This window comes from Streptomyces sp. SM10 (assembly GCF_002910915.1).
Lineage (GTDB): Bacteria > Actinomycetota > Actinomycetes > Streptomycetales > Streptomycetaceae > Streptomyces.
In genome coordinates this window covers 46924-59177 of sequence record NZ_NEUF01000103.1, presented here as the reverse complement: position 1 = coordinate 59177, position 12254 = coordinate 46924, and the positions used below count along the sequence as shown (strand labels likewise).

The following is a 12254-nucleotide window of genomic DNA, read 5'->3' as shown; positions in this document are numbered from 1 at the left end:
GCGCCTCCGGCGCCTCGCCTCGGTCCTGCCTCCCACACGTACGCCCGGCACCTCTCGTCCCCTCCCCCGGCGCCCGGTGTTCGTCCGTTCCGATGAAGTCTCCGGCCCGTCGGCGCCGTGGCGAGCCTATGGCTGGGACGCTGCCCGCATGGACCGGATCGAGCAGTTCGCAAGTCCGGCCGGCGCGGCCGGCACGGTGTCCGACGTCGGCGCGGTGATCGAGCGGATGCGTGCGCTCCGCTCCGACTGGCCGCCCGGGGACGGCGTGGCGGTCTTCAACCAGGTCTATCTGACGGTCACGGAGACCCTCGGCCGGCACCTGACGGACGGCGTCTTCCCGGACCGGGAGGCCGTGTCCACACTGGACGTACGGTTCGCCGAGCGCTATCTGGCCGCAGTGGACACGGCCGGTTCGGGCGGCTGTCCGCCCGCCTGCTGGCGCCCCCTGTTCCAGTTCCGGCGCCATCCGGGCGTACGCCCAGTGCAGTTCGCACTGGCCGGTATCAACGCGCACATCGGGCACGATCTCGCGCTGGCCGTCGTGGACACCTGCCGTACGCTCGGCTGCGCTCCGGTGGACCTGGAGGAGGAGTTCGACCGGGTGGGCGATCTCCTCGTCCTGTTGGAGGAGCAGATCCGCGAAGATCTGATGCCGGGTCCCGATCTGCTGGAGGTCGCCGATCCGCTCACCCATCTCGCGGGGGCCTGGAGCCTGGAGAGAGCGCGCGAGGCATCATGGTCGGCGGCCCGGATGCTGTGGCGGCTGCGAGGGGTGCCGCCCCTGGCCGAGGAGTTCAGGACCCGGATGGATGCCGGGGCCGGCCTGGTGGGGCGTTTCCTGCTCACCCCCTTCCGCTGAGACGCTCCTCCCTCTTCCGGGGGCTCGCGTCCCTCGCCCCCGGCCGCCGCCTCAGCCCTCCGGGAGCTCCACCGGGGCTATCGCGTCGAAGACGTCGCCCGGGCCGGGGTTCGCCGGGTCGGTGGCGCCGCCGAACTGGGCCATCACACCCCATACGGCGTTGAGCGCGGTCTGCACGGCGCCCTCGGCCCAACCGGCCGTCCAGGAGATGTCGTCGCCCGCGAGGAAGAGTCCGCGCTTGTCGGCGGGCAGCCGGTCCTGCATGAAGTGGGTGAACAGGCGTCGCTGGTAGCGGTAGTGGCCGGGCAGGTTGGCCTTGAACGCGCCCATGAAGTACGGCTCGTTCTCCCAGGAGACGGTGACCGGATTGCCGATGACGTGGCCCCGGATGTCGACACCCGGGTAGATCTCTCCGAGGGACTTGAGCATGACGTCCATGCGCTCGTTCGGGGAGAGCGGCAGCCACTTCAGGCTGTCGTCGCACCAGGTGTACGAAAGGCAGATGACGGCCGGCTTGTCGGGTCCGTCGTCGAGGAGGTACGTCCCCCGGGTCATCCGGTCCGTGAGGGTCATGGACATCGTGTCCCGGCCGGTCTTCGCGTCCTCGTCCAGCCAGAACGGCCGGTCGACGGGGACGAAGAGCTTGGACGACTCCATGTAGTGGGTGCGCTCCATCGCCGTCCAGTGGTCGATGGGGAAGAGCGCGTCGTCGCAGGCGATCTTGGAGAGCAGCAGCCAGGACTGGCCGGTGAAGACCGCGGCCCGGAAGGTGCGGATGTCGCCGGTGGCGTCGGTGACCGTGATCCGGTTTCCGGCGGTGCGGTCGAGCCTGGTCACGGCGGGGCGCGGTTCCCCTCCGTGCAGGGAGGACAGCGAGGTGCCGAGCGGCCAGTGGACGATCTTCTGCGGCTCGCGGTCCCACAGGCGCAGCGGCAGCTGCTGGCTGCCGCCGACGATCCCCCGGTGGTGGTCGTCGGCCTCGGTGTAGACGACGCGGAGGATCTCCAGGATCGAGTTGGGGAAGTCGGTGTCCCAGCCGCCGGTGCCGAAGCCGACCTGCCCGAAGATCTCCCGGTGGCGGAAGGAGGCGAAGGCCTCCGAGCCGCAGAGGAAGCCGTAGAAGGTCTGGTCGTCGAGCTTCTCCACGAGCTTCGCCCAGATCTCCCTGATGCGCGGCACATCGCGCTCGCGCATCGCGCGGTTCATGTCGGAGAAGTCGGCCCCCTCCTCCAGGCAGGTGTTCCAGGCGTCCATCACCTCGCGGTACACCTGCGGCAGGTCCTCGATGGTCCGCGCGTAGTGGGACTCCCCCTTGAGGTCCACGACGGTCGACGGAGTGGCCGGGGAGAGGGGGTTGGGGAACTCCTTGGTCTCCAGGCCCACCAGGTCGATGTAGTGCTGGAGCGCCGTGGACGACGGCGGGAAGCGCATGGCGCCCATCTCGGCGGTCAGCGAGGGGTCGCAGCCGTCGAAGCCCACGGTGCGCAGCCGCCCGCCGATCCGGTCGGCCTCGTAGACGACGGGCTTCAGGCCCATCTTCATGAGCTCGTACGCGGCGACGATGCCGGAGAGGCCTCCCCCGATGACGGCGACCTCGGTGCCGTGCTCGGTGGCCGGTATCTGCCCGATGCCCGCCGGGTGGGCCAGGAAGTCGTCGTAGGCGTAGGGGAAGTCCGGCCCGAACATGGTGATCGGCGGCTGCGCGTCGGTGTGCTGGACGGCGTTGGGCACCGTGGACGTCATGGGGTACGGACTCCTTGCGGGGAAGCGTGGGACGGGGGTGGAGGCGGGCGCTCAGACCAGGGAGCCGTACAGGCCCGGGACCCGGTCCCGGAGATACGGGTTGGCGGCGCGCGACGCGGAGAGCAGGCCGGGGTCGGCCTCACCGACGAGCAGTTCCTCTCCGCGCCCGGCACGGACACGGACCGTGCCGTCGGGGCCGGCCAGGCAGCTCAGCCCGGTGAAGTCGAACTCACCTTCCCTGCCTGCCCTGTTGACGTACGCGATGTACATCTGGCTCTCGAAGGCGCGGACCGGCACGACGGCTTCGGCGACGAACGGGAACGGGTGCATCAGGGCGGTCGGGACCAGCAGGAGCTCGGTTCCGGCCAGGGCGTGCGCGCGTACGTTCTCCGGGAACTCGACGTCGTAGCAGATCAGCAGCCCCACCCTTACGCCGTCCAGCTCGGCCTGCACCACGGGCCGCTCCCCGGGGGTGAACCACTTCTCCTCGAAGCCGCCGAAGAGGTGGGTCTTGCGGTAGTTGGCGAGCGCGGTGCCGTCGGGGCCGATGAGCTGCGCCGCGTTGAAGACCGCTTCGCCGGCCCGCTCCGGGTAGCCGTAGTGGACGGCGAGGCCGTGGCGTACGCAGATGTCGGCGACCGCGCCGGCGGAGGGGCCGTCGGCGGGCTCGGCCAGCTCGGGGGCGGCCTCGCCGATGGCGTATCCGGTGAGGAACAGCTCCGGGCAGACCAGCAGCCGGGCACCGGCGGCGGCGGCCCGTCCGGCGGCCTCGTCGAGCGTGGCGAGGTTGGCGTCGACGGATCCGGTCCGTCCGGAGCTCTGGAGCAGGGCGGTACGCAACGACGGCATGGCTGACCTCGGGCGGGACGGGCGGGGTGGGGAGACGTATCGAAGGTACGGCGCGGAGATCGGGGCCGACAAGACGCGGATGTTGCGTGTGCACGGTCGATCCGTTGCGTGGGAAGCGGCCCGGGCGGCGATTCGTTGCGCCGGAGGTCTTCGCAGGTCAGGCGAGTGATTTCGGTCTCCCCGGTACTCGCCCGTGAGGCAGCGTGACCCCGGTCGCGCGACGACCGCCGGTCAGGCGGGCGAGCCCGAGGAGTACCGCCGCAGCAGAGGCGAGAGCACGAGGACCGACTTGGTCCGCTCGACGTACGGCTCGCCGGCGATCCGCTCCAGTACCTGCTCGAAGTGGCGCATGTCGGCCGCGAAGACCTGGACGATCGCGTCGGCGTCACCGGTCACGGTGGACGCGGACGCGACCTCCGGATAGGCGGCCAGGCCCCGCTTGATCGCCTCGGGGGCGGTGTTGCGGCTGCAGTAGATCTCGATGAACCCCTCGGTCTCCCAGCCGAGCGCCGCCGGGTCGACCCGCACGGTGAAACCGGTGATGGCTCCTTCCGCGCGCAGCCGGTCCACACGGCGCTTCACCGCGGGTGCGGAGAGGCCGATGAGCGCGCCGATGTCCGCGTAGGAACGGCGGGCGTCTTCGGCGAGGGCGTGGACGATGCGTTCGTCGAGGTCGTTCAGGCGCACTTCGGGCGGATCGCTATCTCTGCGGCGGAGGGGCTCGGGGGCGGCGCGGGCCGCCCCCCGAAGTAGACCACGGGCGCGCCGCGAGGGACGCGCCAGCCGCAGGGCGCGGCCGGTCAGAAGGGGAACTGCGAGCGCCCGTACTGGACGGAGATCCACTTCTGCGTCGTGAAGGCCTCGAGCATCGACTCGCCGTTGAGCCGGCCGAGCCCCGAGTTCTTCTCCCCTCCGAAGGGCACGATGGGCTCGTCGTGGACGGTGCCGTCGTTGATGTGGATCATTCCGGTGCGGATCCGCTGTCCCACCCGTACGCCGCGCTCGATGTCGGCGGTGTGCACCGCGCCGCTCAGCCCGTAGGGGGTGTCGTTGGCGATCCGGACGGCCTCGTCCTCACCGTCGAAGGGGACGAGCAGGGCAACCGGCCCGAAGATCTCCTGCTGCAGGACGGGGGAATCGGCGGGGAGGCCGGTCAGCACGGACGGGCTCACCACGTTGCCGTCGGCCCGGCCGTGGAGCAGGGCCGTGGCGCCCGCCTCCACGGTCTCGTCGACGAGCTTGGACACCGCGTCGGCCTGCGAGGAGTTGATCAGCGGGCCGATGTGGGTCGCGGGGTCCGCCGGGTCCCCGACGCGCAGGGAGGCGACCTTGGCGACGAACTTCTCGGTGAACTCCTGCTCCACCGAGCGGTCCACGAGGATGCGGTTCGCGGCCATGCAGACCTGGCCCTGGTGGACGTAGCGGCTGAAGACGGCCGCGTCGACGGCGTAGTCCACATCGGCGTCGTCCAGGACGATCAGCGCGCTGTTGCCGCCCAGTTCGAGCACCGCACGCTTGAGGTGGGCGGCGCAGACCGTCGCGACGTGACGGCCGACCGTGTCCGAGCCGGTGAAGGAGATCACCTGCGGGACGGGGTGCTCCAGCAGGCTGTCGCCGATCTCGGCGATGTCGGTGACCACCACGTTGAGGAGCCCGGCGGGCAGCCCTGCCTCCTCGAACACCTTGGCGATCAGGGTGCCTCCGCAGACCGGGGTGTTCTGGTGCGGCTTGAGCACCACGGCGTTGCCGAGGGCCAGCGCGGGCGCGACCGACTTGAGCGACAGCAGGAAGGGGAAGTTGAAGGGGCTGATGACGCCCACGACGCCCACGGGCAGCCGGTAGACGCGGTTCTCCTTGCCCTCGGTGGGCGAGGGAAGTATCTGCCCGGTGGACCGCAGCGTGAGCTGGACGGCCTCCCTCAGGAACTCCTTGGCCAGGTGCAGCTCGAAGCCGGCCTTGAGGTGGGTTCCGCCGAGCTCCGCGACGATCGCCTCGGCGATCTCGGCCTCGCGCTCCTCGACGACGCGCAGCGCCTTCTCCAGCACCGTCCGCCGGGCATACGGATTGGTGTCCGCCCACTCGGGCTGGGCCCGCTCGGCGGCCCGGTAGGCATGGTCGACCTCGCCGGCCGTCGCGACGGTGATCGAGGCGAGCTTCTCCCCGCTGTACGGGTTGAAGTCGATGATGTCCCAGGCCCCCTTCCCCGGCCTCCACTCGCCGTCGATGTACTGCTGGGCCAGGTCGGTGAAGAAGGAAGACATGAAATCCCTTACCGCAGAGGGGCGGGCAGCTGATTGCGGCTCATATTACTTACCCTTCAACCAAGTTGAAGGGGCGACGGGGGTCCCGCCGGTGGCCGCGAGCGCCTGCTCCTCCACGCCGGGTGCGCACACAGAAGCGCCCCTCCCGGCGTGAACAGCCGAAAGGGGCACCCGTGACGCGGGCCGCACGGCCCGCGGCGTCACTGCCAGCTGGCGTGGAGCGGCTTGCCCTCCGCGTAGCCGGCGGCGCTCTGCACACCGACGACCGCCTTCTCGGCGAACTCCTCCAGCGAGGACGCGCCCGCGTAGGTGCAGGAGGACCGGACCCCCGCGATGATCGAGTCGATCAGGTCCTCCACACCGGGACGGCTGGGGTCGAGGAACATCCGCGAGGTGGAGATGCCCTCCTCGAAGAGCGCCTTGCGGGCCCGGTCGTAGGCGGACTCCTCGGAGGTGCGGTTCTTGACCGCGCGCGCCGACGCCATCCCGAACGACTCCTTGTAGTACCGCCCGTCGGCGGACTGCTGGAGGTCGCCGGGCGACTCGTACGTACCGGCGAACCAGGAACCGATCATGACGTTGGACGCACCGGCGGCGAGCGCCATCGCCACGTCGCGCGGGTGGCGGACACCACCGTCGGCCCAGACGTGCTTGCCGTGCTTCCTCGCCTCGGCGGCGCACTCCAGCACGGCCGAGAACTGCGGCCTGCCGACGCCGGTCATCATCCGGGTGGTGCACATCGCGCCGGGTCCCACACCGACCTTGATGATGTCGGCGCCCGCCTCGATCAGGTCGCGCACACCCTCGGCGGCGACGATGTTGCCCGCGACGATCGGGACCCGCGGGTCGAGCGCACGGACGGCCCGCACCGCGCTGATCATGGATTCCTGGTGCCCGTGGGCGGTGTCCACCACGAGCACGTCGGCACCGGCGTCCAGGAGCTGCTTGGCCTTGCCCGCCACGTCTCCGTTGATGCCGACGGCCGCCGCGATCCGCAGCTTTCCGTCGGCGTCCGTCGCGGGGGTGTAGAGCGTCGCGCGCAGCGCGGCCTTCCGGGTGAGGATGCCGACGAGCCGGCCGTCCGCGTCCACCGCCGGAGCGAGCTTGCGGTTGGCGCCGTCGAGCTTGTTGAAGGCCTCGCGCGGGTCGATGTCCGCGTCGAGCACGACCAGGTCCTTGGACATGACCTCGGACAGCTGCGTGAAGCGGTCCACACCGGTCAGGTCGTGGTCGGTGACGACGCCGACGGGCCGGTTCTCCGCGTCGACGACGACGCCCGCACCGTGGGCCCGCTTGTGCAGCAGCGACAGCGCGTCGGCGACCGTCTGGCCCGGGGCCAGCACGATCGGCGTGTCGAGGACGAGGTGGCGCTTCTTGACCCAGCCGATGACCTCGGTGACGACCTCGATCGGGATGTCCTGGGGAATCACGACCAGGCCGCCGCGGCGGGCGATCGTCTCGGCCATCCGGCGGCCCGCGATGGCGGTCATGTTCGCGACGACGAGCGGGATGGTGGTACCGCTGCCGTCCGGCGAGGACAGGTCCACGGCCTGGCGGGAACCGACCGAGGAGCGGCCGGGGACCATGAAGACGTCGTCGTACGTGAGGTCGTAGGGGACCGAGGGAGAGGTCGTGTAGCGACCGGTACCGGGTTCAAGAAAACGCATAACACTCATTTTTTCATACGAAACGGTGCAGGTCGCTTCCACGAAGACACAGCAATGCACCCCCGCGTTCGTCAGTTCCTCCAAGGAGGCTGCCCGGGGGCGGGGCAAGTGGAAACCTGCCTTACCCATGGACCTTACCCGAACACGATTCGATCCTTCGTGATCACGATCCCTGGACCGGGTGACGCGGGGTCAGGTAACTTCAAAGCCGCAGGTCGTCCCGGCAGCAGGCGCCACAGCGCCCACGAGCCGGGAACACCTGTCGCGCGTCTGGCCGGAGAGGATGGGGATCCGCCTGTGGAGAGCGAACTGCCCGACATCTACTGCCCGTTCCCCCAGCGGAGCAACCCGCACGTGGATCACACCCGCGAGCACCTCGACACGTGGACACGACGCACCGGCCTGGTCCATCGAGAGTCCGCACGGCAGCGGTTCGAACAGGCCGACTTCGGCGCCTTCGTGGGCATGGTCTACCCGACGGCGGACGGCGAGCACCTCGACCTGGTCGCCGACTGGTTCGTCTGGCTCTTCCTCGTCGACGACCAGCTCGACGACGGAGACCTGGGCCGCAGCCCCGAACGCGTACGTGACGTGGTCGAGCGGATGCGGGCCGTGGTCGAGGACGGCGCCCCCGGCCCCCGGCCGGACGAGGAGGCCCCCGCCGCGCTCGTCGCCCTGGCGGATCTGTGGGAACGTACGATTCCGCGGGCCGCCCCCCACTGGCGCGCCCGGTTCACCTGGCACCTCATGACGTATCTGACGACCGCCACCACCTGGGAGGCGGGGAACCGCGCCGCCGGCATCGTGCCGTCCGAGGCGGCCTACACAGCCGGGCGCCGGCACACCGGGGCGATCCACGTGTGCATGGACCTCATAGAGATCGTGGCCGGAGTGGAGGCGCCCGAGTCGGTCCACAACGACGCCCGGTTCATCACCGCGCTGGAGGCCTCCTGCAACGTCGTGTGCTGGGCCAACGACGTCTACTCGTACGAGAAGGAACAGGTGCTGGGCGAGATCCACAATCTCGTGCATCTGGTCCGTCACCACCGTGGCTACGGCAAACAGCAGGCGCTCGAGCACGTGTGCGCGGAGATCGCCACCGAGACGACACGGTTCCTCACGGCCGAGGGCGAGCTGCTCGCCCTGTACCCGGAGCTGGCGGGGCTGCTCGTGCCGTATCTCGACGGGATGCGGAGCTGGATGCGCGGGAATCTCGACTGGTCCAGGCAGACGCCCCGCTACAACCCGGCGGACGTCAGCCAGTACGCGGAGCCGGACGCCTACCTGGAGGAGTCCGTCCTCGGCGTGAGCGCGGATGCCGCGCAGCCCGGCACCGACGGCGCCCCGACGGTCTTGGACCATGCACGCCCGGACGCCGCCGGGGCGCGGCTGGGCGCGGGCAACGGCATTCGTTGACACCGGGCAGGACGGAGGCCGGGCACCGCACGGGTGCCCGGCCTCCGTCCTGCCCGGTGTGGGTCGTGCCCGCTGTCACTCGTCGGGGTCGGCCCGCTCCAGGGCGGGCCGCTGGCCCGCTGCGGACTCCGTCAGGAGGTAGTCGGCCGCCGCCGTGTCCGTGACCAGACTGGTGACCAGGCCCGAGCGCAGCACCGCGCCGATCGCGGCCGCCTTGCGCTGCCCTCCGGCGATCGCCACCACCTCGGGGATGCGGCGCAGCCGATCGGCCTCCACGGTGATGCAGCGCTCGCCGAGGTCCCGGCCGACCCGGCGCCCGTTGGTGTCGAAGAGGTGGGCGGACATCTCCGCCGCCACACCGAGTGAGGCGTAGTGGGCCCGCTCCGCGTCCGAGAGCATGTCGTGGACGGTGGAGATCCCGGGCTCCCAGGAGCCGATGGAGACCGCGGCGACCGTCACCTTGTCGAAGTACTCGAAGGCGCGGGCGATGCCCGTCTGGTGGCGCAGCGCCGCAGCCGTCGCCGGGTCGGGCAGCAGCATCGGCGCGTAGATGGGGTGCGCCTCGCCGCCGGACACCTGCGCGGCGCGGCGGACCGCCTCGACCGAGCCGCGCTCGGCCGTCCCCGCGTCGTAGACCCCGGTCAGCTGGACGACCGTGCACGGGGGCAGCCGGTCGAGGGCGGCCGCCATGTGGATGGTGGAGCGGCCCCAGGCCAGCCCCAGCACATCGCCCTCGTTCACCAGCTCGCCGAGCAGATCGGCCGCGACCTCGCCCAGGTTCTCCGGGTCGGCGGCGTCGTCCTGCTCCTCCGCCGGGGACTCGACGACGACGGCGTGCCGCAGGCCGTAGCGGGCCCGGAGCGCGTCGGAGCGCTCCGCGTCCAGCTCCGCAGGTACCCGGATCTCGATCCGTACGAGATCACGCTCGAGGGCCGTCTCCAGAACCCGGGCCACCTTGAAGCGGCTGACGCCGAACTCCTCGGCGATCTGGATCTTCGACTTTCCCTCCAGGTAGAACCGGCGGGCCATGGCCGCCGCCTGCACCAGCTCCGCGGGTCCCATCCGCATGGCTGACCGACCCGCCGAGATGCCAGACACCGCGATCTCCTCACTGCTGTTCACACGCTCGATACGCCGTCCATCCTGTCAGATCCGGCGATCCTTGATCAGGCCCGTCGGGCCGCGTTCATCTCAGCTTGGTTCAGTGGCCGCATGCCCAGGGTGCCGAAGCCGTGACCGCGTCGGCCTGCGCACGGAGCGCCCGCACCGCCGCGGCGGGGTCCTCGGCCCCGTAGACCGCCGAGCCGGCGACGAAGACGTCCGCTCCGGCTTCGGCGCACCGCTCGATCGTGGTGGCGGAGACACCGCCGTCCACCTGGAGCCACAGCTCCAGGCCGTGCTTCGAGATCAGCTCACGGGTGCGGCGGATCTTCGGCAGCATGATGTCGAGGAACGCCTGGCCGCCGAAGCCCGGCTCCACCGTCATGATCAGCAGCATGTCGAGCTCGGGGAGCAGGTCCTCGTACGGCTCGATGGGCGTCGCGGGCTTCAGCGCCATGGAGGCGCGGGCGCCCTTCGCCCTGATCTCCCGGGCCAGGCGCACGGGCGCGGCCGCGGCCTCCGCGTGGAAGGTGACCGAGCCCGCGCCGGCCTCGACGTACTGCGGTGCCCAGCGGTCCGCGTCCTCGATCATGAGATGGCAGTCCAGCGGGGTGTCCGTCGCCTTGCTCAGCGCCTCCACGATGGGCACGCCCAGCGTCAGGTTGGGCACGAAATGGTTGTCCATGACATCGACATGGAGCCAGTCGGCGCCCTCCACGGCCTTCGCCTCCTCGGCGAGACGGGCGAAGTCGGCGGACAGGATGCTGGGGTTGATCTGGGCCATGCCCCCAAGCCTGCCATGCTCCGGGCCGCTTCCCCGCCCCGGTGCGCCTCAAAGCCTCACGGGATCATCACGGTTCGCGCAATCCCGCCCTTTTCACCCCGGTCAGGCCGTTCGGCGCAGCAGCGCGAGGTACATCGCGTCCGTGCCGTGCAGGTGCGGCCACAGCTGGACGTCCGGTCCGTCGCCCAGGGCGGGGACGCCCGGGAGCAGCGGGCGGGCGTCGATCCACTCCGCCTCGAACGGTTCCCCGCCGCGCCCCTTGAGGACGTCCTCGACGACGACGCGGGTCTCCGCGAGGTGCGGCGAACAGGTCGCGTAGCCGACGACCCCGCCGATCCGGACGGCCTTCAACGCCTCACGGAGCAGACCGCGTTGCAGCGGGGCGAAGCTCTCCAGGTCGGCCGGGCGCCGCCGCCAGCGGGATTCCGGGCGGCGGCGCAGCGCACCGAGTCCGGAGCAGGGCACGTCCATGAGGACCCGGTCGAAGGATCCGGGCCGCCAGGGCGGCCGGGTCCCGTCGGCGGTGATCACCTGGTACGGACCCGGGTTGCCGGCCAGCGCGCGCTCGACGAGCCGGGCGCGGTGCGGCTGCTTCTCCGCGGCGAGCAGTGTCGCGCCGCGCCCGGCGGCGAGCGCGGCCAGCAGCGCGGCCTTGCCGCCCGGGCCGGCGCAGCCGTCCAGCCACCGCGTGTCCCCGCCCTCGACGGGTGCGTCGGCCAGGGCGGCGGCGACGAGCTGGCTGCCCTCGTCCTGCACACCGGCGCTGCCGTCCCGCACGGCGTCCAGGGCGCCGGGCTCGCCGCCCTCGGCCATCCGCACGGCGTAGGGCGACCACCGGCCCGGGAGGCCGCTCTCCTCGCCCAGGGCGTCCAGGAGCTCGTCGGGGGTCGACCGGCCGGGACGGGCCACCAGGGTCACCTCGGGCCGCTCGTTGTCGGCCTCCAGCAGGTCCTCGATCCCGGCGCGGCCGCCGCCCAGGGCGTCCCAGAGGGCGGAGACGACCCAGCGGGGGTGCGAGTGGACGACCGAGAGGTGCTCCTCCGCGTCCTCCTCGTACGAGGGGGCGACGCGCTCGACCCACGTCTCCAGGTCGTGCGCGGAGACCTTGCGCAGCACCGCGTTGACGAACTTGGCGCGGCCCTCGCCCAGTACCACCCGCGCCAGCTCCACGCTGGCGGAGACGGCCGCGTGGGTCGGGATACGGGTGCCGAGCAGCTGGTGGACACCCATGTTGAGCACGTCGAGCACCGGCGGGTCGACCTCGCGCAGCGGCCGGTCGATGCACGCGGCGACGATCGCGTCGTACGTGCCCTGACGGCGCAGGGTGCCGTAGACCAGCTCGGTCGCCAGCGCCGCGTCCCTGCCCTCGAAGTCGCCCTTGGCGCGGGCCTTCTTCAGCAGCGGGGGCAGGACGAGGTTGGCGTAGGCGTCGCGTTCGTCGACCGCCCTGAGGACCTCGAAGGCGAGGAACCGGACCGGGTCCTTCTGAGGGCGGCGGTGGGGCTTGGCGGGACGTCGACGCTGCTGGTCGTTCACGTGAAAGGTGCTCCGCTGAGGGTGAGGGGGCGAACCCG

The 12254-nt window shown here is 71.2% G+C and carries 10 protein-coding genes; 2 read left to right on the top strand and 8 right to left on the bottom strand.

The window, feature by feature from the left end; all coding sequences use genetic code 11:
* Positions 1-148 precede the first annotated feature (148 nt).
* The gene (locus B9S57_RS16345; protein ID WP_103516317.1) at positions 149-859 is read left to right on the top strand and encodes a DUF5995 family protein; all 711 of its coding nucleotides are present in this window, start codon (positions 149-151) and stop codon (positions 857-859) included.
* A 51-nt stretch (positions 860-910) separates the two neighbouring features.
* Here B9S57_RS16345 and B9S57_RS16340 read toward each other — a convergent pair whose 3' ends face one another.
* The 5 genes from B9S57_RS16340 to B9S57_RS16320 form a co-directional block, all read right to left on the bottom strand.
* Positions 911-2602, bottom strand: coding sequence for an NAD(P)/FAD-dependent oxidoreductase (locus B9S57_RS16340; protein WP_103516316.1), 1692 nt, complete (start codon positions 2600-2602; stop codon positions 911-913).
* Positions 2603-2653: 51 nt separating this feature from the next.
* Positions 2654-3451, bottom strand: coding sequence for a carbon-nitrogen hydrolase family protein (locus B9S57_RS16335; protein ID WP_103516315.1), 798 nt, complete (start codon positions 3449-3451; stop codon positions 2654-2656).
* Between the two features lie 231 nt (positions 3452-3682).
* Complete coding sequence (locus B9S57_RS16330) at positions 3683-4138, bottom strand: Lrp/AsnC family transcriptional regulator (protein WP_103516314.1); 456 nt, start codon at positions 4136-4138, stop codon at positions 3683-3685.
* A gap of 113 nt (positions 4139-4251) precedes the next feature.
* Positions 4252-5712 (bottom strand): aldehyde dehydrogenase family protein, encoded by a 1461-nt coding sequence (locus tag B9S57_RS16325; protein ID WP_103516313.1) that lies wholly within the window; start codon positions 5710-5712, stop codon positions 4252-4254.
* A gap of 200 nt (positions 5713-5912) precedes the next feature.
* Complete coding sequence (locus tag B9S57_RS16320) at positions 5913-7379, bottom strand: GuaB1 family IMP dehydrogenase-related protein (protein ID WP_103516312.1); 1467 nt, start codon at positions 7377-7379, stop codon at positions 5913-5915.
* 297 nt (positions 7380-7676) lie between these two features.
* Here B9S57_RS16320 and B9S57_RS16315 point away from each other — a divergent pair, with 297 nt between their 5' ends.
* Positions 7677-8795 carry a terpene cyclase gene (locus B9S57_RS16315; protein WP_219818566.1) on the top strand — a complete coding sequence of 373 codons (1119 nt, stop codon included), beginning with the start codon at positions 7677-7679 and terminating at the stop codon, positions 8793-8795.
* A gap of 75 nt (positions 8796-8870) precedes the next feature.
* Here the strand turns inward: B9S57_RS16315 and B9S57_RS16310 are convergent, their stop codons facing one another.
* From B9S57_RS16310 to B9S57_RS16300, 3 genes are all read right to left on the bottom strand, one after another.
* On the bottom strand, positions 8871-9857 hold the full coding sequence (locus tag B9S57_RS16310; RefSeq protein WP_181011367.1) for a sugar-binding transcriptional regulator: 987 nt from the start codon (positions 9855-9857) through the stop codon (positions 8871-8873).
* A 139-nt stretch (positions 9858-9996) separates the two neighbouring features.
* Positions 9997-10680, bottom strand: coding sequence for a ribulose-phosphate 3-epimerase (rpe, locus tag B9S57_RS16305; protein ID WP_103516310.1), 684 nt, complete (start codon positions 10678-10680; stop codon positions 9997-9999).
* Positions 10681-10782: 102 nt separating this feature from the next.
* Positions 10783-12216, bottom strand: coding sequence for an RsmB/NOP family class I SAM-dependent RNA methyltransferase (locus B9S57_RS16300; protein WP_103516309.1), 1434 nt, complete (start codon positions 12214-12216; stop codon positions 10783-10785).
* Between the last annotated feature and the right edge of the window lie 38 nt (positions 12217-12254).

Bases quoted from the DNA above. Each gene is read 5' to 3' on its own strand.
- rpe (WP_103516310.1), bottom strand. From the start codon at position 10,680: ATGGCCCAGATCAACCCCAGCATCCTGTCCGCCGACTTCGCCCGTCTC.
- B9S57_RS16345 (WP_103516317.1), top strand. From the start codon at position 149: ATGGACCGGATCGAGCAGTTCGCAAGTCCGGCCGGCGCGGCCGGCACG.
- B9S57_RS16335 (WP_103516315.1), bottom strand. From the start codon at position 3,451: ATGCCGTCGTTGCGTACCGCCCTGCTCCAGAGCTCCGGACGGACCGGA.
- B9S57_RS16320 (WP_103516312.1), bottom strand. From the start codon at position 7,379: ATGCGTTTTCTTGAACCCGGTACCGGTCGCTACACGACCTCTCCCTCG.
- B9S57_RS16340 (WP_103516316.1), bottom strand. From the start codon at position 2,602: ATGACGTCCACGGTGCCCAACGCCGTCCAGCACACCGACGCGCAGCCG.
- B9S57_RS16310 (WP_181011367.1), bottom strand. From the start codon at position 9,857: ATGGGACCCGCGGAGCTGGTGCAGGCGGCGGCCATGGCCCGCCGGTTC.
- B9S57_RS16325 (WP_103516313.1), bottom strand. From the start codon at position 5,712: ATGTCTTCCTTCTTCACCGACCTGGCCCAGCAGTACATCGACGGCGAG.